The sequence below is a fragment of the Rhodoluna sp. genome, assembly GCF_044232805.1.
Lineage (GTDB): Bacteria > Actinomycetota > Actinomycetes > Actinomycetales > Microbacteriaceae > Rhodoluna.
In genome coordinates, this window is the sequence record NZ_JBIILG010000006.1 from 21588 (window position 1) to 41428 (window position 19841).

General features: G+C 49.4%; 16 protein-coding genes. 5 read left to right on the forward strand and 11 right to left on the reverse strand.

All coding sequences use genetic code 11. From position 1 onward, the window contains the following. Positions 1 to 2: 2 nt before the first annotated feature. The 5 genes from AC9UES_RS01920 to AC9UES_RS01940 all read left to right on the forward strand — a co-directional run bounded on the left by AC9UES_RS01920 (position 3) and on the right by AC9UES_RS01940 (position 5285). Complete coding sequence (locus tag AC9UES_RS01920; protein WP_509526218.1) at positions 3 to 380, forward strand: hypothetical protein; 378 nt, start codon at positions 3 to 5, stop codon at positions 378 to 380. 63 nt (positions 381 to 443) lie between these two features. Then, a complete protein-coding gene (locus tag AC9UES_RS01925) occupies positions 444 to 1304 on the forward strand; it encodes a hypothetical protein (RefSeq protein ID WP_509526220.1) in 861 nt (286 codons plus the stop codon). A gap of 3 nt (positions 1305 to 1307) precedes the next feature. Then, complete coding sequence (locus AC9UES_RS01930) at positions 1308 to 3095, forward strand: ABC transporter ATP-binding protein (RefSeq protein WP_509526223.1); 1788 nt, start codon at positions 1308 to 1310, stop codon at positions 3093 to 3095. A 33-nt stretch (positions 3096 to 3128) separates the two neighbouring features. Then, the gene (locus AC9UES_RS01935; protein ID WP_509526227.1) at positions 3129 to 4451 is read left to right on the forward strand and encodes a kynureninase; all 1323 of its coding nucleotides are present in this window, start codon (positions 3129 to 3131) and stop codon (positions 4449 to 4451) included. Continuing rightward, positions 4452 to 5285, forward strand: a complete 834-nt coding sequence (locus AC9UES_RS01940; RefSeq protein ID WP_509526229.1) for a tryptophan 2,3-dioxygenase — start codon at positions 4452 to 4454, stop codon at positions 5283 to 5285. On the opposite strand, the gene AC9UES_RS01945 is transcribed toward AC9UES_RS01940, so the two are convergent. The 11 genes from AC9UES_RS01945 to sucC all read right to left on the reverse strand — a co-directional run bounded on the left by AC9UES_RS01945 (position 5275) and on the right by sucC (position 19805). Further along, positions 5275 to 6135, reverse strand: coding sequence for a bifunctional methylenetetrahydrofolate dehydrogenase/methenyltetrahydrofolate cyclohydrolase (locus tag AC9UES_RS01945; RefSeq protein ID WP_509526231.1), 861 nt, complete (start codon positions 6133 to 6135; stop codon positions 5275 to 5277). The genes AC9UES_RS01940 and AC9UES_RS01945 overlap by 11 nt on opposite strands. Before the next feature lie 3 nt (positions 6136 to 6138). After that, positions 6139 to 7425, reverse strand: a complete 1287-nt coding sequence (gene glyA / locus AC9UES_RS01950) for a serine hydroxymethyltransferase (RefSeq protein WP_509526233.1) — start codon at positions 7423 to 7425, stop codon at positions 6139 to 6141. A 75-nt stretch (positions 7426 to 7500) separates the two neighbouring features. Beyond that, positions 7501 to 9234 (reverse strand): glycine-rich protein, encoded by a 1734-nt coding sequence (locus AC9UES_RS01955; RefSeq protein ID WP_509526234.1) that lies wholly within the window; start codon positions 9232 to 9234, stop codon positions 7501 to 7503. A gap of 55 nt (positions 9235 to 9289) precedes the next feature. After that, positions 9290 to 10504 (reverse strand): NADP-dependent isocitrate dehydrogenase, encoded by a 1215-nt coding sequence (locus AC9UES_RS01960; protein WP_509526236.1) that lies wholly within the window; start codon positions 10502 to 10504, stop codon positions 9290 to 9292. A 70-nt stretch (positions 10505 to 10574) separates the two neighbouring features. Continuing rightward, positions 10575 to 12380, reverse strand: a complete 1806-nt coding sequence (locus tag AC9UES_RS01965; protein WP_509526238.1) for an ABC transporter ATP-binding protein — start codon at positions 12378 to 12380, stop codon at positions 10575 to 10577. Further along, positions 12377 to 14149 (reverse strand): ABC transporter ATP-binding protein, encoded by a 1773-nt coding sequence (locus tag AC9UES_RS01970; RefSeq protein ID WP_509526241.1) that lies wholly within the window; start codon positions 14147 to 14149, stop codon positions 12377 to 12379. Before AC9UES_RS01970 ends, AC9UES_RS01965 begins: the two co-directional genes overlap by 4 nt. Before the next feature lie 75 nt (positions 14150 to 14224). Then, positions 14225 to 15871, reverse strand: a complete 1647-nt coding sequence (purH, locus tag AC9UES_RS01975) for a bifunctional phosphoribosylaminoimidazolecarboxamide formyltransferase/IMP cyclohydrolase (protein WP_509526244.1) — start codon at positions 15869 to 15871, stop codon at positions 14225 to 14227. Positions 15872 to 15879: 8 nt separating this feature from the next. After that, complete coding sequence (gene purN / locus AC9UES_RS01980) at positions 15880 to 16467, reverse strand: phosphoribosylglycinamide formyltransferase (RefSeq protein ID WP_509526247.1); 588 nt, start codon at positions 16465 to 16467, stop codon at positions 15880 to 15882. Positions 16468 to 16471: 4 nt separating this feature from the next. Further along, on the reverse strand, positions 16472 to 17731 hold the full coding sequence (locus AC9UES_RS01985) for a cell division protein PerM (RefSeq protein ID WP_509526249.1): 1260 nt from the start codon (positions 17729 to 17731) through the stop codon (positions 16472 to 16474). Positions 17732 to 17745: 14 nt separating this feature from the next. Continuing rightward, positions 17746 to 18633, reverse strand: coding sequence for a succinate--CoA ligase subunit alpha (sucD, locus tag AC9UES_RS01990; RefSeq protein WP_509526251.1), 888 nt, complete (start codon positions 18631 to 18633; stop codon positions 17746 to 17748). Between the two features lie 8 nt (positions 18634 to 18641). Next, on the reverse strand, positions 18642 to 19805 hold the full coding sequence (gene sucC, locus AC9UES_RS01995; RefSeq protein WP_509526266.1) for an ADP-forming succinate--CoA ligase subunit beta: 1164 nt from the start codon (positions 19803 to 19805) through the stop codon (positions 18642 to 18644). Positions 19806 to 19841 lie beyond the last annotated feature (36 nt).

The following is a 19841-nucleotide window of genomic DNA, read 5'->3' on the forward strand; positions in this document are numbered from 1 at the left end:
TCATGCTTGAGCTTGCTGGAATCATAAAGAGTTTTCTTGTTGTGCTACACCTAGTTGGTCTATCGGCCTTATTTGGTGGATTCTTAGTCCAAGTAAAAGCGCTTCGAGCCAAGACAGCAGTAATTCTTCCAGCCATGGTGCATGGTGCTTGGACTGCTTTAATAACAGGTCTATTGCTGGTCGGGGTCCGCGAGTGGGAACTAGCTCTTGGTGGAGGCCACGATCTTGATAACAGCAAGATTGCAATCAAATCTGTTGTCGCCCTTATCGTGCTAGTTCTTGTGATGCTAAATCGCAAGAAGACGCCGGTAGCTGGAAGCACCCTTGGAACTATTGGTGGGCTAACATTTTTGAACGTGGTCCTGGCTGTCTTCTGGTAACTAGACCCAGATAGTCGGTTTTGGGCAGCTGGTAAGTCTTCAAATGCTTGTTAGCCTTGAGTAATGCCTACCGAAACCCTGCCTGCAGCCAAATTAGGGAACACTCGGGTTACCGGGAAAGAGCAGTACTACACGCCAAAACCTTTAGCTCTAGAGCTAGTTGCTCAAATTGAAAAGGTTCTGGGCTCACTGGCGGGAAAGACCATTTTGGAACCAGCCGGTGGCACTGGAGCTTTTATCGAAGCCGTCCAAGCCGTTGGAGTAAGCGAAGTCATCAGCTTCGACATTGAGCCACTTCATGAACTTGTAACAGTAGGTGATTTCCTGGCGCAGGAAATCAAAGAAAGCAATTTGATTACTATTTCCAATCCCCCGTTTGGCAGAAACAACTCTTTGAGTATTCCGTTTTTTAATCACGCAGCCAAAGTCAGCGATGCGATCTGTTTTATTGTCCCAAGGTCTTGGCGCAAATGGTCAGTAACAAACCGGCTCGACTTGGGGTTTGAGCTCGCTCTCGATTTAGATATAGAAATTGACTATGTCGACGCAGATGGCACGCCACTATCTAACAAAAATCACCTAGCGACCTGTTTTCAGATTTGGAAGAAAGCAAATGTATCTAGAAGTTTGGTTCGTGTTACCGATAAGGGAATCATCGAAAAAGTATCCCCAGAACAGGCTGATGTCTCACTTACCATCTTTGGTTATGGGTGTGGGAAGGTAAAAACTGAGTTCGAACCAATTGCCAACACCACGCAGATGTTTTTGAAACTGAAGCACCCGCAGGCCCTAGCCGCACTCGAGAGCGTTGATTACTCTAAGTTTTTCAAGAACACTGCATACACAGAGGCTCTCTCACTGCCAGAAATCAACTATCTTTTGAACGAAGAAATTTACGGCGATCCGATGATTGAAGGTATCTAACGCATGAGCATGGCAGGCAGAGGAAGAAATCTAGGCCCCAAAGACACTGGACCGAAAGCTAAGTTCAGCCAGCTAACTCCCTACCTTTTTGAACATAAGGCCGCCTTGGGTGTGGCGGTGATGCTCTCTCTAATTGGGGCAGTGGTGAGCTTGGCTCAGCCACTGGTCGTGGGGCAGGTAATTACCGCTGTGCAAAACGGCGAAGATGTTGGCCAGCTAGCTCTGATCTTGGTTCTTGTGATTCTTGGAGCCGGAATCGCCAGCGGATTTATGTATTACGTGCTGGCAAAAGCAGGCGAGGGTGTGGTTCTATCAGCTCGGAACAAGCTTGCCGTCAGACTTTTGAAGCTACCGATCTTGGAGTATGACCTTAGAAGAACCGGAGACTTAGTTTCTCGGGTCGGTTCCGACACCACTTTATTGCGTGCGGTTCTAACTCAAGGCCTAATTGATGCAGCCGGTGGTGTGCTCATTTTCGTTGGAGCAATCATTGCCATGGCCTTTATTGACCCATTCTTGTTACTCCTGACCCTTGGAATGATCTCAGTTGCTGTTGCTTCCATTGTGGTTTCTGCCAGGCAGATTAGATCGGCAACCACAAAAGCACAGCAACGAGTTGGCGACATGGCCGCATCGGTGGAGCGGGCACTTTCTGCGGTAAGAACAATTCGCGCCGCTAGAGCCGAGTCGAGAGAAACCGCAGGCATTAGTAACGACGCCAATGAGGCCTACATTCAAGGTGTCAAGATTGCAAAAATCAACGCGTTGATATCGCCGATTGCGGGTGTGGCATCAAATGCTGCATTTATCGTCGTACTTGGTGTTGGTGGCTACCGCGTTGCAGCTGGAGAAACATCGGTTGCAAATCTAGTTACATTTATTCTTTTGATGTTCTTGATGATCAGGCCACTTGGTCAAGCTTTTGGTGCCTATAGCTCGGTGATGAGCGCTCTGGGAGCTCTGGCTCGAATTGAAGAAATCCTGCAGCTGCCTCTCGAGGAAACTGCTTTGGAGTCAGCCCAGACAACGAAGCCGAGGAAAACCCAGAATGCTATCGAGTTCAAGAAAGTCAGTTTTGCCTACCCCGCTGCCGAGGCGCATCGCGACGGAAGACCAGTTTTAGACTCTGTAAGTTTCAAGATCAAGACAGGTGACCGAGTCGCGCTGGTTGGGCCATCTGGGGCCGGAAAATCGACTGTCTTTTCACTAATTGAAAGATTTTACGAACCAACATCTGGCGAGATTTTGCTAGATGGGATTCCGGTCCGCGAACTATCTCGAGATACCCTGCGCTCTCAGATCGGCTATGTAGAGCAAGATGCACCCGTGCTAGCCGGTTCTCTAAGAGATAACTTGTTGATTGGTTCACCCAATGCCACCGATAAAGAGTTGAAGTTCGTTTTAGGTGAAGTGAATCTAACGGCAGTTCTCAAGCGGGACAAGCGAGGCTTAGACGCCGAAGTTGGCGAGGCTGGAATCATGCTCTCCGGCGGAGAGCGGCAGCGCCTCGCGATAGCCAGGACACTCTTGGCAGCTCCACCGATTCTCATTCTTGACGAAGCAACTTCTGCCCTCGATGGACTAAACGAGCAGCACATGAGGGAAGCAATCGATGCTGTTGCCCAAGGTAGAACCATGATTGTTATCGCTCACCGGCTATCAACTGTTGTCGATAGCGACCTGATCATCGTGCTTGACCAAGGCAAAGTTGTGGGCTCGGGAACTCACTCTGAGCTTGTAAAGTCCACGCCGCTTTACAAGCAGCTGGCTAAGCATCAGCTGTTGGTGTAAGTCGAGCTCCTTGTTCGGGCTAGGCTGAAACTCATGAACTACCCACTGCTTGCAGGAATTGGTGATCTACTCTCCAGGAAAACTGCAGAACTTCTAGATCAGGCCGACGAACTCAAAGAGTTCCGTAAAGAGTTTTTCATAAAAGATGAATCCCTTTGCTACCTAGATGGAAACTCACTTGGCCGCTTACCACTTGCAACTATCGATAGAGTTTCTGATTTTCTCACCAAGGAGTGGGGAACAGAACTTGTCGATGGTTGGAGTCATTGGATTGATGAAGCTCAGCCGGCCGGCGATCTTCTAGGAAGAGCTACCTTGGGTGCAGCTAGCGGTCAGGTGCTGGTTTGCGACACTACAAGTGTTAACTTCTATCAACTTTGTGTTGCTGCAATCAACTCTCGTTCAGGACGAAAAACAATCATTATCGACTCAGCAAATTTTCCTACCGACCGATTTGTAATTCAGGGAATTGCCGAGCAATTCAATTTGAAGCTAATCACACTTGATACCGACGGTACCGGTGGTCCAGGTTCTGTCCCAATCGCATCCGAGAATGAGCTAGTGACAGCTGAATTACTAGCGCCATATTTGAGCACCGATGTTGCACTGGTGACACTGCAGGCGGTCAACTACCGATCTGGTGCTAGGGCAAACCTCAAAGCAATAACTGATTTGGTTCGCTCATACGGTGGGCTTGTTGTTTGGGATGCATCTCACGCAGGCGGATCGGTTGAACTTAATTTTGACGCCAATGGAGTCGACTTGGCTGTTGGTTGCACGTATAAATATGGCAACAGTGGCCCAGGGTCTCCAGCTTGGTTATATGTTCGCAAGGAGCTTCAGTCCAGCTTGAAAGTGCCAATCCAGGGCTGGTTCGCTCAGGAGGATCAGTTTGCAATGGGACCTGTTTTCGACAAGAACCTAGGGGTTCGCGGTTTCCAGATAGCTAGTCCATCAATTGTTGGCATCAGAGCTGTCCAGGCTAGCTACGAAATGATTGAACGTGCAGGGATTTCCCGCATTGCCAAAAAAGCTGCCATTGGCACTGAGCTAATGATTGCGCTATTTGATGCCTGGCTGGTTCCTCTGGGCTTTAAGCTTTTGACCCCAAGAGATCACAGGCTTCGCGGCGGTCACATCACAATCGGTCATCCCGAAGCCAAGAGAATTGCGGCAGCCTTGAGGCAGTTTGCTCAAGTAGTGCCTGACTACCGGATGCCAAATTCCATAAGACTGGCGATTTCTCCACTACCGACCAGCTTCGTTGAAGTCTTCGATGGGTTCGAAAGAATTAGAGATTCTGTTGCACGCAAGGACTACGAGAAAATTCAAGAGAGCGGAAACCGAGTTACCTAAATGAGCGAACAGCACGACAAAGCAGTCACTTACACAAGCTATCTAAAAGTAGATGAGTTACTTGATTTACAACAGCCACTATCTGATGGACCAGAACACGATGAGCTTCTGTTCATTACCATTCATCAGGTCTATGAGCTTTGGTTCAAACAGCTCCTGCATGAAAGTGCGGCAGTGCAAGTTGCCTTAGAGCAGTCCAAAACACACCGTGCACTCTCTGTCCTTGGTCGGATGAGAACCATTATGAAAACTTGTGTAGCGCAGCTTGACATTCTTGAAACAATGACCCCGCTGCAGTTCAACTCTTTCCGTGGTCGACTCAGTTCAGCATCTGGATTTCAATCGGCCCAATTTCGTGAGCTAGAAGCGGTTCTTGGAAGACGCGATCAAGCAGGATCAGATGCCAAGGCTGGAACCGGCATGTCAATGGCCTCTCACCTTGTTCCTGGATCTGTCGCTCGAAACAAAGTTGAGGCTGCGATGAGTAGAGCGAGCCTCTACGACAGCGCGCTAAAGTTTTTTGACTCTCGAGGTCACAAAATGCCAAAAGATGTTCTTGAGCGCGATGTGTCACTTCCTTACGAAGCAAACGAAGAAGTCCAGGAAGCGTTGTTAGCAGCTCACCGAAATGATCCGGAAGCCAACATGGTCGGCGAAGCTCTGATGGATCTAGACGAAGGCTTCCAGGAGTGGCGTTACCGTCATGTGAAAATGGTCGAGCGCACCATTGGAGCAAAGATGGGAACCGGTGGTTCCGCAGGGGTTGGCTATCTGGCAAGCACCCTGTTTAGGCCCGTATTTGCTGACCTCTGGGCTATTAGGTCTAAGTTCTAGAAGCTAGCTGAACTACGTTTTGTAGCAGCATCGCGCGGGTCATTGGCCCCACTCCACCTGGGTTTGGCGATAGGTAGCCAGCAACCCCTGACACCTTTGGGTCAACATCCCCAACGAGGGCTCCAGATGCGATTCTGCTGATGCCAACATCCAATACCACTGCGCCAGCTTTGACCCACTCTGGCTTCACAAAATGAGGAACACCAATAGCGGCAACAATCACGTCTGCGTTTTGCAGGGCCTCAGGAATATTCTTACTTGCCGAATGCAACAGGGTCACCGTTGCGTTAATTCCTTTTCTTGTGAGGAGCAAACCTAGGGGTCTACCAACAGTTACTCCCCTACCTAGAACCGCTACCTTTTTACCGCCTAGTGACACATCGTATCTCCGAAGCAGTTCAACTATTCCAGCTGGTGTGCAAGGAACTGGGGATCTCATTTCACCTGAAACATTTAGAACCAGTCGTCCAAGATTCACCGGGTGCAATCCATCAGCATCTTTTGCTGGATCAATGAGTTCAAGAAGTTCTAGAGCATCAATTCCCACCGGAAGCGGTAGTTGAATTATGTAGCCGGTGACATCCTTGGATGAGTTCAACTCGTTGACGGCTTTCAAGATATCTGACTTCGAAGCACTTGCTGGCAGATCAATTCGAATGGACTTGATTCCTACCTCAGCACAGTCACGATGCTTACCCGAAACGTAGGTATGTGACCCTGGGTCGTCTCCAACCAGCAAAGTTCCAAGTCCAGGAGTGATGCCGCGCTTTTTTAGGTCCGCAACTTGGGTTGTAAGTTCCTTCTTTATGGCTTTAGCCGCAGCTAGACCATCAAGAATTATGGCACTCAAGTGCTACCAGTTCTCTAGGCCGGAATAAAGTGGGAACTTCTCGGTCAAGACTCGAACCCGAGCTTTTAGTACCTGAGTGTCAGGGTTTGGAAGCAATACCTGAGCAATTATCTCCGCAACCTCGGTGAACTCGGTTGCCCCGAATCCTCGAGTGGCCAGAGCTGGTGTTCCGATTCGAACACCAGAAGTCACCATTGGTGGCCTTGGGTCATTCGGGACAGAGTTTCGGTTCACAGTGATACCCGCATCGTGGAGTAAGTTTTCAGTTTCTTTTCCATCGATAGGGGCATTTCTAAGATCAACCAAAACCAAGTGAACATCGGTTCCGCCAGTCAAGATAGAAACTCCGTTTGCCATTACGTCTGGCTGCACCAAACGTTCGGCGATGATTCTTGCACCTTCAATGGTGCGCTGTTGGCGCTCCTTGAACTCAGGGCTCATTGCCGCCTTGAAAGCAACCGCTTTGGCAGCAATAACGTGCATCAAAGGTCCACCCTGCTGACCTGGGAAAACTCCCATGTCAATCTTCTTGGCATACTCTTCCTTGCAAAGAATCAAACCAGATCTTGGTCCACCAAGGGTTTTGTGAACTGTGGTTGAAACAACATCAGCGTATGGAACAGGTGATGGGTGCAGTCCTGCAGCAACCAGGCCGGCAAAGTGAGCCATATCCACCCAGAGCTTTGCTCCAACTTCATCAGCGATCGAGCGGAAAGCTGCGAAATCGAGATGCCTTGAGTAAGCAGACCAACCCGCGATTAGAACCTTTGGTTTGGTTTCAAGCGCACGAGCTCGGACAATTTCCATGTCAATCAAATTTGTGTCTGGGTTTAGTCCGTAGGCGTGTGGCTCGTAGGTCTGACCAGAAAAGTTCAACTTCATTCCATGAGTTAGATGTCCACCGTGAGCAAGCTCAAGACCCAAAATTCGATCCCCTGGTTTTGCAAGAGCCATCATCAATGCTGCGTTCGCGGTAGCTCCTGAGTGTGGCTGCACGTTGGCGTGCTCTGCCCCAAAAAGCGCTTTAGCTCGGGTGCGAGCTAGCTCTTCTGCAACGTCAACAACTTCGCAGCCCCCGTAGTACCTCTTGCCTGGATAGCCTTCGGCGTACTTGTTGGTAAGCACCGAGCCTTGGGCTTCGAGAATTCCTCTCGAGACAAAGTTCTCGCTAGCAATCATTTCCAATGTATGCCTTTGGCGATCAAGCTCCTGCTGCAATACAGCAGCAATTTCTGGATCGGTCTCAGAAAGCGGCTTGGAAAAATTCGATGGTTGGCTACTTGTAGTCAATTGGGGCTCCTCGTTTTTAGTAGCTTACCAGAGCTGATGTTTGAGGCCGTTGGGGGTGGTCAAAGCTTCGACCAGCTAACCAACTACCAGATCGGAAATACCTTTTCGCCTCAAGGTCAATCCAGCGGCAAGAAGTAAGACCCCTGCGATTGCCAGACCAACGGTCCAGCCCAGACTCGAATTCACTGGGTCGGCGGTTGCCGAAGCGGTGATAACAGATTGAGCTGCTTGCCGTCTTTGAGTCGGGGGTTGAGTAACTTCAGAATCCTCACTGGGCAAAGTGTCCAACGTTACTTCGGGCAATCGTTCTCGAGCTGGGACCCCCAAGACACTTGGCGGTTTTGGCGAACTGGAAATAGCTGGCGCCAAAGCTGAAACAGCTGGCTCTGGAACCGTAACTGTAAAGGAGGTGTCAGCTTCGGGACCCGTGTTCCCAGCTAAATCCGCAACCGAACTGGCAAGAATCGTAAACGTGAAACTCGAACCCTCACAGCCGATAAGTGTTGCAAGCCATACTTGATCACTGCTAGCAGCAACAGAGTCAACCTGACAAGCGCTGTTAGTGCTTGTGAAGCTATAGCTATCGACTTCAGGTTGCAACGCGGGCTCAGTAATTGGAATTATCAATTCTGAATCTTCTTGTGTGATTGCTAGTACTTCTGGCGCAGTTCGATCTACAGCCACCATTGCTGAGCTCTGAGTTACCTCGGGACCGGAATACCCTTGTTCGGCTATTGAGTTTGCGGGTATTGAGATACCCACTTGACCATCTACACAATCTGTCACTGTGTAAAGAAGAGATGTTCCGCTGCCACTAAGGGTTCCAGGCTGACAGGTGCCAGGATCGCCAATGAGCTCAATATTGCTTGCGGAAAAGCTTGGGAATGGATCACTCAACTGAATTTGAAATTCAATTGAGGAGGCGTTGGTTAGTGGCGTTTGGGTACCAATCGATTGAAATAGTGGAACCAGTTGGTACTCAATCATCACCATTCCATGGCCACTTTTTACTCCGGTGAAGTGGGTGATGTTTGATGTGTAGAGCGGATCAGCGAAAGAAGATCCGCCACCTCCGGCTCCAGCGTCGTTGCCGGAACTATCGGTATCAGAACCGCCACCGCCACCTCCGAAGTAGCCACCGCCACCGCCACCGCCTCCATAAAGATTGCTAGAACCACCGGTTCCACCGGTAAGTAGTGAGCCAGCTGAACCTGAGGTTCCTGTTCCGTTTGCAAGCCCACCGGTTCCACCTGAAGTTTGTGAACCTCCACCGCCGCCTTTTGCCTGGCCATCCTTTCCAGCCGCTGCAATTAGACCACCGCCTGGACTAGGTGTGAGTGTTATTCCAGCACCGCGGCCTCCACCGCCGCCTGCGACCACGATTCTAGATTCGACGTTGGACCCTAAGCGGATATCACTAGAGCCACCGCCGGATCCTTCATTGTTTGAACCCGATCCAGCTTGGCCACCGCCGTTGAAACCACCGGCCGCCGATTGCCCAGTCATTCCAGCTCCCGCTACCGCGATGTACAAAGTGGATGGGATCTGGGTCAAGGTTCCACTAACCCGACCACCCTGACCACCACTTTTTCCGCCCTGCCCACCAGAAACCTGAAATGTCATGTTGCGCGCGTTTATCGGAGGATGCCACTGCTGAAGACCACCAGTGTGAGAGAACCAAATTGTGCAATTTTGCTCGTAGCAACTTTCTACATAGCTTGCACTCGCTGGTATCGCACCGAGTGTTCCTGTTGTAATTCCAATTGCCATTAGGCCTGCAGTTATCGAAGAGTATTTGAATTTTTTCATCCCGCAAATGTAAAACCCCTGACCGATTTCGGTCAGGGGTTTTACACAATGTGGATTACTTCAGACGCTGTTGCAGGTTTTCTGCTAGCGACTGCATGAATTCTTCTGTGGTTTGGTACGCCTGGTTTGGACCAACCAGTGCTGCAAGATCCTTTGTCATTTTTCCAGACTCTACAGTCTTGATAACAACATCTTCTAGGGTCTCGGCAAATTTCTGAACCTCTGGAGTTCCATCCAACGTTGCACGGTGCATTAGACCTCTGGTCCAGGCGTAGATGGATGCAATCGGGTTAGTTGATGTCTTCTGACCGGCCTGGTGCTGGCGGTAGTGACGAGTTACCGTTCCGTGAGCTGCTTCAGCAAGGGCTGTCTTGGCATCTGGGGTTGTAAGAACAGAGGTCATAAGACCAAGAGAACCAAAGCCCTGAGCTACGGTGTCAGACTGAACGTCGCCGTCGTAGTTCTTGCAGGCCCAGACGTAGCCACCTTCCCACTTCAAAGAAGCGGCCACCATGTCATCGATTAGACGGTGCTCGTAGGTAATGCCTGCTGCCTTGAACCTGTCTGCATACTCGGCGTCAAATACTTCTTGAAAAGCGTCTTTGAAGGCGCCATCGTAGGCTTTCAAAATTGTGTTCTTGGTGGATAGGTAAACCGGGTAAGTCCTTGCCAAACCGTAGTTAAACGAGGCTCTCGCGAAGTCACGAATTGAGTCCATGTAGTTATACATACCCATCGCAACACCACCGGTTGCTGGGTAGTCTGCGATAGTCCAGGTCTGGGCTTCACCGGATTCAGGGGTGTAAGTCATGGTGACAGTTCCCTTGCCTGGGATCTTTACATCGGTTGCTTTGTACTGATCACCGTGGGCGTGACGACCAATGATAATCGGCTTGGTCCAACCAGGAACCAGCCTTGGCACGTTGGAGATAATAATTGGCTCTCTGAAGACAACGCCATCGAGAATGTTTCGGATAGTTCCATTCGGGGACTTCCACATCTTTTTGAGACCAAACTCTTTTACTCTGGCCTCATCGGGTGTTATCGTTGCACACTTAACCCCAACACCGTGCTTCTTAATTGCGTGAGCAGCATCAACTGTGACTTGGTCATCGGTTGCGTCGCGGTTTTCAATGGAAAGATCGAAGTAGTCAAGCTCGACATCCAAGAAGGGAAGGATAAGTGAATCTTTGATGTTTTGCCAAATGATACGAGTCATCTCGTCGCCATCTAAATCGACTACCTTGCCAACAACCTTGATTTTTTCCATTTATTGCTCTTTCCATTTGTGAGCCCTAAAGCTCTTCTAGACTATCGAAATCTCAAAAATCTTTTCCTTGCTAAACCAGAGAATCCCGCCATGCTTTGTGCATTTTGGAGAATTTTCCTGAACCGGAAATCAAATTCTTTGGAGAGTCGTCTTCAATGACTTTCCCCTTCTCCATAACCAAGACTCGATCCGCAATCGAAACTGTCGATAGGCGGTGCGCGATGATGATTGCGGTTCGATCTGCCAGCAGGGTCTTGAGTCCATGCTGAACCAGTCGTTCGGAAGGAATATCTAGCGAGCTCGTCGCTTCATCCAGAATCAAGACAGCGGGGTTTGCGATAAATGCTCTTGCAAAGGAAATCAGCTGCCTTTGGCCAGCACTTACGCGACCACCACGCTTATTGACATCGGTGGAATACCCTTCTGGCAAAGCAAGGATGAATTCGTGCGCTCCAACAGCCTTGGCTGCCTGCTCAATTTCATCGGGGGTCGCATCTGGCTTACCAAGGGCGATGTTGTCGGCTACCGATCCAGAGAACAGGTATGCCTCCTGGGTAACCATTACTACCGATCGCCTCAGGTCCTTGGCTGACAAATCGCGGACGTCTATGCCATCTAGGGTTAGCTTTCCAGAAGTTGGATCATAGAATCTCGAAATCAATTTCGCGATTGTGGACTTTCCAGCGCCGGTAGTTCCAACCAGGGCAATAGTTTGACCGGCTGGAACAGTTAATGAAAACTCAGGTATGACTTCAACACCGTTTGAGTAGTGGAAACCTACCTTGTCAAAGACAATCTCACCCTTGGCGTTTGCTAGCGCTACTGGTTTCTGGGCCTCAGGAACAGATGCTTGCTCTTCTAGGACACCTGAGATTTTTTCCAGCGCAGAGTTAGCGGATTGGTAAGAGTTATAGAACATCGCAAGATCTTCCATCGGGTCGTAGAACCTTCTTGCATACAAGATTGCTGCAATCAAAACTCCTAGACCCAACGAGCCCTCTAGAACTCGAACACCACCCCACAGCAAAATAATTGCAACAGAGATGTTTCCAATCATGATTAGCGCCGGGTCAAAGATTCCAAAGAGTTGAATTACCTTGGCGTTGATGTGCCGGTACTTCTCGACCAAAGTTTCATACTCACCCTGGTTTCTTTTCTCCTTACGGAAGGCCTTCACAGCACGAATGCCCGTCATTGTCTCAACAAAGTAGACAATTAGCTTTGCCGACGAAACCCTGGACTCGCGGAACATCAATTTGGAGTTGACTTGGAACCATCTGGTCAGAAAATATAGCGGAACCCAGCTAATTGCGAGAATTGCAAAACTTGGGAGATCTAGAAACACCAACGCGGTTGCGGTGAATAACATGTACAGGATTCCAACAATCATTTCATTGCCACCGGTATCCAACAGCTCACTAATGGCATCAAGGTCGCTGGTTTGACGCGAAATGACCCTGCCCGATGTGTACTTCTCATGGAACTCTAGAGAGAGCTTCTGGGTATGAACAAATATTCGCTTCCTAAGGTCCAAAAGCACATCTTGGCTCAGCTTTGCGGCGAATCTTAGGAACCAGCCAATAAGGGAAGCCGTAGCAACTGCTGCAAATAGATAGCCGCCGACCACTAAAAATAGCGGTGTAGTGTCTGCCTTCAGTGCAGCGGGTAGGGCCCAGTCGATACTGAGTGCGATTAGAGCGGGTCCTGCGACTCGAAGAGCCTGAGACAAGATGACAATCAAAAGACTTAGAAGCAGTCTCCCGCGAACTGGATAAATCAGTGAGAGCAGAAGCTTTCTGGAACGAACCTTGACCTGCTGCGATTCTTCTTTGCTTAGCTCAATCTTGTCTTCGCCAGCAACTCCTTGCATGCTCATTCGCTCACCTCGATTTGCTTACCGGCAGCATCGAGTGAAGAAATCACATATCGGTAGTGATCGTTTGTTGCCAAAAGCTCACTGTGCTTACCAACCGCAACAATCTTTCCATCTTGCATAAGTGCGACGCGATCGGCTAGCTGAACAGTAGAAGGTCTGTGAGCCACAATCAAAGCCGTCGTCTTCTTTAGAACTTTTCTAAGCGCTGACTCAACAAGTGCTTCGGTGTCAACATCCAAAGCTGACAGCGGATCATCCAAAACTAACACCGCGGGCTTTGCCGCAACCGCTCTTGCTAGCGCAAGGCGCTGACGCTGCCCTCCAGAAAGAGAAAGTCCTTCTTCTCCGATTTTGGTGTCAAGACCTTCGGGCAGCTCATACACAAAATCAGCTTGCGCAATCGAAAGTGCTTCTTTCAATTCTTCTTCTGTGGAATCAGGTCTTCCAAGCAACACGTTGTCTCGTACCGATGCGGAGAACAAGGTAGCGTCCTCAAAGGCCATGGCGATGTGTGAACGTAACTCCACTCGCGTTAGTGACCTGATGTCAACACCATCGAGCTCTATTGAACCTGAAGACACTTCATAGAGCCTGGTAGTTAGGGCAGTTAGGGTGCTCTTGCCGCATCCGGTGATTCCAATTAGGGCAACAGACTCCCCTGGCTCTAAAACGAGGTCAATCCCGCGCAATAGATCTTGCTGCTCTGACTTGCTGTCTGGGTAGCGGAAATGGACGTTCTTGAATTCCAAGCGACCCTCTGGTGAACTAATGGTCTTTGCCACCTCTGGGTCCTTGATCAGTACTGGCTCGTCAATGACCTCAAAAAAGCGCTGGATAGCGGTTTTGGCATCGAGCGTCATAGAAAGTAAGAATCCAATTGATTCGGTTGGCCAACGCAAGACAGTGGCGGTGGCAAAAAATGCTACTAAACCACCAATGGTGAAGCTTCCTTCGGCAACTAGGAAAACTCCGACCAGCATCGAGGCTGCGACTGCAGTTTCTGGAATCAGCAGCAAGTAGACCCAGATGTTGGCAATCAGCCCGGCTTTTTTGAGTTCAGTGGATCTAAGACCTTTCGCTTCTGCCGCAAACTTGCGAGCGGCGTGATCACCTCGACCGAAGGCTTTTAGCACTCGAATACCGTGCACTGACTCTTCAACCGAGGTTGCTAGGTCACCGGCTTGATCCTGCGAGAGCCTTGCAATCTGTCCATACTTTGCCTCAAAGCGGTATCCCTGAATCCAGATTGGAATCGAGATCACAAAGAAGATTAGACCTAACAGCCAATGGAAAGTAAACAAGATTGCAAGCCCAACAACAATTGTTAGTGCGTTAACAAACAATAAGACAACACCAAAAGAGAGCCAGCGACGAATCAAGCTCAGATCTTGGGTAGCTCTTGAAAGCAGCTGGCCGGAAGGCCAGCGATCGTGGAAGCTAACTGGTAGATCCTGAAGTTTTTGATAAAGAGTTGAACGCAGCCCAGCCTCAACAAAAGTTCCTGGAGTAAGTACCAGCCAGCGGCGAAGTAGCACCATGGCAGCTTCCAAAGCACCCATGAGAAAAACTAGAAAAACAAAGAAGTAAAGGGTTTCCAGGGTGCCCGAGTTATCAAGACTGTCAAACAATGACCGAAGTAATTGAGGAATTGCGAGAGCGAACAAACTAGCGGCAACTGCTGCGAAGATACCTAGGACGATTCGAGGGAGGGCTTTTTTCGCGTAGGGGAAAATTCGCAATAAGGTCGCGATGGTTTTGTCTTGCTTCATAAATCCTCGGTAATAACATGCCTTCTTGAGGCAGCCTTCTAGGATACCACCCCTCTAGGAACTTCGGGCCTTGAGCTAGTGGAAGAAGTGACGTTCCCCGGTTAGATACATCGTTATTCCAGCTTCAGTGGCAGCCTGGATTACTTCTTCGTCTTTAATCGATCCACCCGGTTGCACGACAGCTTTCACTCCCCCTCTGATCAGAATTGCCAATCCGTCTGCAAAGGGGAAGAAAGCGTCGCTTGCTGCGACCGAGCCCTTCACTCGGCTTCCGGCTCTAGTAACCGCCAATTCACACGAATCCAGCCTGTTTACTTGACCCATACCGATACCAACCGATGCTCCGTCTCGGGCAAGAAGTATGGCATTTGATTTAACTGATCTAACAGCGCGCCATGCGAACTCTAGATCGGCACGGGTTTGGGGATCCGCCTTATTCCCCGAAACCAATTTCCATTTTTTATCAGAGAAATTCTTAAAGCTATCCGACTCTTGAACTAGAAAGCCACCGGATATTTGCTTAAGTTCTTTTGCGGATGCACTATAGCTTGGCGGAAGCTGCAGAACTCTTAAGTTCCTTTTTGTTAGCAACAAAGCTAGAGCTTCCGACTCGTATCCAGGAGCAATGATAACTTCTGTAAAAATCTCAGCTACCTGGCTAGCCATCTTCAAAGTCACAATTCGGTTTGCCGCAATCACGCCACCGAAGGCAGAAATAGAATCACAGAAGTGAGCTTTAGCGTGGGCGTCAGCGATAGCGTCATCAGAATCAGGTGAGCCAATCGCAATTCCACATGGATTAGCGTGTTTGATGATTGCAACTGCTGGGTCGTTAAAGTCATAAGCGGCTCGCACGGCGGCATCAGCATCAACGTAGTTGTTGTAAGACATTTCTTTGCCACCGAATTGATTGGCTTGGGCAATACCCCACGACTTTTCTAAGCCATCAATTTTGTAAAGTGCAGCTGCCTGGTGTGAATTTTCTCCGTATCTCAGAACATTCGCCAAGGAGGCCTCTATTGCCAAATGAGGTTCAAAGCCCGGGTTCTTACCTGCGTCACTAGACGGCGAGCTGGAATCCGCTTTCCAACTATCAGCAAGCGCTCCAGCCATCCAGTTAGAGACCGCGGTGTCGTATTTTGCGGTGTGTGTGAATGCCTGCAACGCTAGTTGCTGTCGCTGCGCCAAAGTGGTGCCGCCAGAAGTGGTTGCCTCGATGATTTCTTTGTAGTTGGCAGGATCCACAACAACCGCGACATTGGCGTGGTTCTTCGCCGCAGCACGAACCATCGCTGGGCCACCGATGTCGATCTGGTCAATTGCTGACTCCCCGCTGGCGCCACTGGCTATTGCTTCTACAAATGGATATAGGTTCACAACCAAGAGCTGAAAGGCGCTCACACCAAGTTTTTCAAGCTCAGCTCTATGGCCGGTTAGCCTCAGATCGGCAAGTAATCCAGCGTGAATAGCTGGATGTAGGGTCTTGACTCGGCCATCGAGAGTTTCTTGGAAGCCGGTAACCGCAGAAACTTCAGTAACTGCAATCTTGGCCGCCGAAATGGTTTTTGCAGTTGAGCCGGTTGAAACAATCTCAACGCCAGCGGCAGCCAGTGCCTTAGCAAGCTCTAGCAAACCTGTTTTGTCCGAAACCGAAATCAAAGCCCGTTTGATTGGAACCTTATCGAAATGAAGGTAATCGGCCGCGGTGTATTTGCTATCCATGAATACCCTTAGCCGACTTTGCTTGGCTCAAGTTGCTTGCTCGCTAAAAACTTAACTGTGTCTATCAATAGCTTGTGCTCGACTAACTTGATTCGCTCATGCAAAGTATTCTCGTCATCAGACGGAAAAACTGTTACTGCCTCTTGGGCAAGAATTTCTCCAGTGTCCACTCCCTCGTCGACAATATGAACTGTCGCTCCGGTTTCTTTTGCTCCAGAAGCTAACGCGTCTCTTACGGCATGGGCGCCAGGAAAATTTGGCAGCAGTGCTGGATGAATGTTTATGATTCGCGGGGAAAACTTGGCAACAAAGGATTTAGGCAGAACTTTCATGAATCCCGCAAGAATAATCAGGTCAGGATCAAGATGCGATATGTTCTCTCCGAGTTTCTTGGCCCAGCTGTCACGGTTAGCAAAATGTTTTTCTTCAACGACAAAGGTTGGAACACCATAAAGGTCTGCATGCTCGAGACCTGGTGCTGGTTTATCGGATCCAACGGCCAACACTTTGGCTGGAAATAGTGGGTTCTTTGTTGCCTGCAACAGCGCTAGCAGGTTTGATCCTGAACCAGAGATCAAAACAACAACTGAAAGCATGGGGTTAGCCTACCTTTTTAGAGATACCCGGCTTGTCCGCTACTGGCCTAGCGCTGAAGAAAGCAGCCAGAGTGGAAACCACTCCGACCTCCACGAAGACAACTATTGCCAATACCAAAGGAGAGACACCCACTTGAGATAGCCTTCCTGGCCCAGCGCTTCCCGAGGCCATCAAGGCAAGTAGGCCCATTTGAGACGCTGTAACCAAAGCAATCGAGAGACCTAGCGAGAGTGCTGCGGTCCAGGATTTTGCGAACTCGAATCTAATCTCCTCGACTGATTTTCTAATGGAGAGTGTTGCTATAAATGCTGCGAGCAAGACAACGGCTATCGAAACCATTCCAAATTCCAACTGCCCAACCGGTAGCGCACCGAGAATTGGAATCGCCGGAAGTGGTCCAACTTGAGATCCAAGAGGAGAGATAAGTGAACCCGCACCAATTGAAAAACCAACTCCGGTAAGCCAGGCAGCCCCGTAAATTACCAAGTTTGGTATCAGAGCTAGTTGACCAAGAGTTATTACCACTGCGCCCAAGACGCTAACTTGAACACTCTCGTAGAGCCTTGTGATGTCAATCCAGCTAATTGCAATTAGCACGGCGATGGTGAATGCCGAGATCATCAACAGTATTACCGTAATTGCGGATCCTGCTCTAAACGCTGGTCCCAGTATTGATCGAACACTCCAGTGAAGTTTCAAGCGAAAAGAATTTAGTGCCTGACGGATTCGATCGCGCTCGGGGGCTTGATCCAAAATGTCACCCTCGAAGATTTCATCCGGCTGGCCAAACAGAGACCCGAGCACTTGAAAACTCAAAAAGAGTATTGTCGGGAAGAAAACACCTTGCCAAGCAATTGGATAAATGGCGATGTCATAGGCTGCTGTGCTGATACCTAACGCCGCAGCTACGTAAACCAATCCGCCACCAAGCCAGCCTGGCCAAAGAGATCTCGCCGCAATAAATCTCTTACCGGCGTTGTAAAAAGAACGAGCTAACCAAATTGTCATTCCTAGTGGAACTAGTGTCACCAAAAATGCCGGCACCAATAGACCGAGTAGTTCTCCTTCGGGAACCACAAGTCCCGTGCCGTGAGAAAGTAACCAGAAATCGGCAGCGGCCCTAAAAGCCACCAGCCATTCAACATCGGGGTTGTTTTCTAAAAACCAAACCAGAGTTAGCGGAACAAGCAAAAGACTCAAGCTAATTGCCACCAGTATTGCGGCTTCTAGAGCTGCGATAAAGAAGGTCTGTCTTTTATTCACGGCTTACAAGATCTCTAAAGAGAACCGATTACCTCGCGCATTAGCGCGGCAGTCTCGCTAGGAGTTTTTCCAACTTTGACACCAACTGCTTCGAAGGCTTCTTTCTTGGCCTGAGCAGTTCCTGCACTTCCCGAAACAATCGCTCCGGCATGACCCATGGTTTTGCCTTCAGGTGCTGTGAAACCAGCAACGTAAGCGACCACTGGCTTGGTGACATTGTGCTTGATGTATTCGGCAGCTTTTTCCTCCGAGTCGCCCCCGATTTCACCAATAAGAACAATCGCCTTAGTTTCTGGATCATTCTGGAATGCTTCCAGGGCGTCGATATGGGTGGTTCCAACTATTGGATCGCCACCAATTCCAATCGCGGTTGACATACCGATATCTCTTAGCTCAAACATCATTTGGTAAGTCAGAGTTCCTGACTTGGAGACCAAACCAATTGGTCCGCTTCCTGTGATATCCGATGGTGTGATTCCAGCGTTTGATTTTCCAGGGCTAATGATTCCTGGGCAGTTTGGGCCAATCATGCGAGTTTTTAGACCCTTGGAGACATTGTGTGCCCAGGCCTCAGCGGAGTCGTGAACTGGAATTCCCTCAGTGATAACAACCGCGAGTCCAATTTGCGCGTCGATAGCTTCAAACATCGCAGCCTTTGCAAAAGCTGGTGGAACGAAGATAACACTTACGTTGGCTCCGGTTTGCTTCACGGCTTCCGAAACTGTTCCAAAAACAGGAAGTGACTTGCCATCTACGTCTACAGATTCGCCAGCTTTGCGCGGGTTAACCCCACCGACGATGTTTGAGCCACCAGCTAGCATTCTGCGGGTGTGCTTCATACCCTCAGATCCAGTCATACCCTGGACGATGATTTTTGAGTTTTCGTTTAGAAAAATTGCCATCTAAATTCTTACTTTCCCTTACTAGCTAGCTCGGCTGCTTTATCGGCTGCCTCGTCCATGGTTTCAACTACTGTGACAAGCGGGTGATTCGCATCCGCCAGAATTTTTCTACCCTCGTTTACGTTGTTGCCATCAAGGCGAACAACCAGAGGCTTGGAAGCCTTGGAGCCTAGTTTTTCTAGGGCTCCAACGATTCCGTTAGCAACCGCATCACAAGCCGTGATGCCACCAAAGACGTTCACAAAGACACTTTTTACCTGTGGGTCGTTCAAGATAACATCCAGTCCGGCAGCCATAACTTCAGCTGAGGCACCTCCACCGATGTCCAGGAAGTTAGCTGGCTTTACCCCGCCGTGGCGAGCTCCCGCGTAAGCAACCACATCCAAAGTCGACATAACTAGTCCGGCACCGTTTCCAATGATTCCCACTTCACCGTCTAATTTGACGTAGTTCAGATCCATCTGCTTTGCCTTGGCTTCTAGAGGGTCTAATTCGTCGCGCTCCATTTGCTCGCGCTCGTGCCTAAATTCCGCATTGTCATCCAATGTGACCTTGCCGTCTAGGGCAATAATCTGACCATCTTCAGACAAAACCAGAGGATTCACTTCAACCAAAGTGGTGTCTTCTTTTTTGAACACTTCGTAAAGCTTTACAAACACCGGAGCAACTTTTGCCGCAAGTTCATCATCGAAGCCACCTAGCTTGGCAATTTCTAGGGCCTTAGCTAAATCGATTCCCTTGACTGCGTCAATTGGGACTTTGGCAAGCGCCTCCGGTCTTTCCTCAGCAAGCTGTTCGATATCCATTCCGCCCTCGACCGAGCAAAGTGCAAGGAAGGTTCGGTTGGATCTATCAAGTAACACTGAGAAATAGAATTCCTTGGCGATTTTCGCACCCTCGGCGATCATTACTCTCTTTACAACATGGCCTTTGATATCAAGTCCAAGAATCTTTTCGGCAGCTTGTTTAGCTTCTTCGGGTGAGTGAGCAACCTTGACGCCGCCGGCCTTGCCTCGACCTCCAACTTTTACCTGAGCCTTGACAACTACAGTTCCACCGATTTGTTCAGCGGCTTTCTGGGCTTGCTCTGGGGTATCGGCGATAAGTCCCTTTAGAACCGGAACATTGTATTTCTCGAAAATATCGCGAGCTTGATACTCAAATAAATCCAACTTAGAACTCTTTTCAGATTGATCAAATGGCCAATG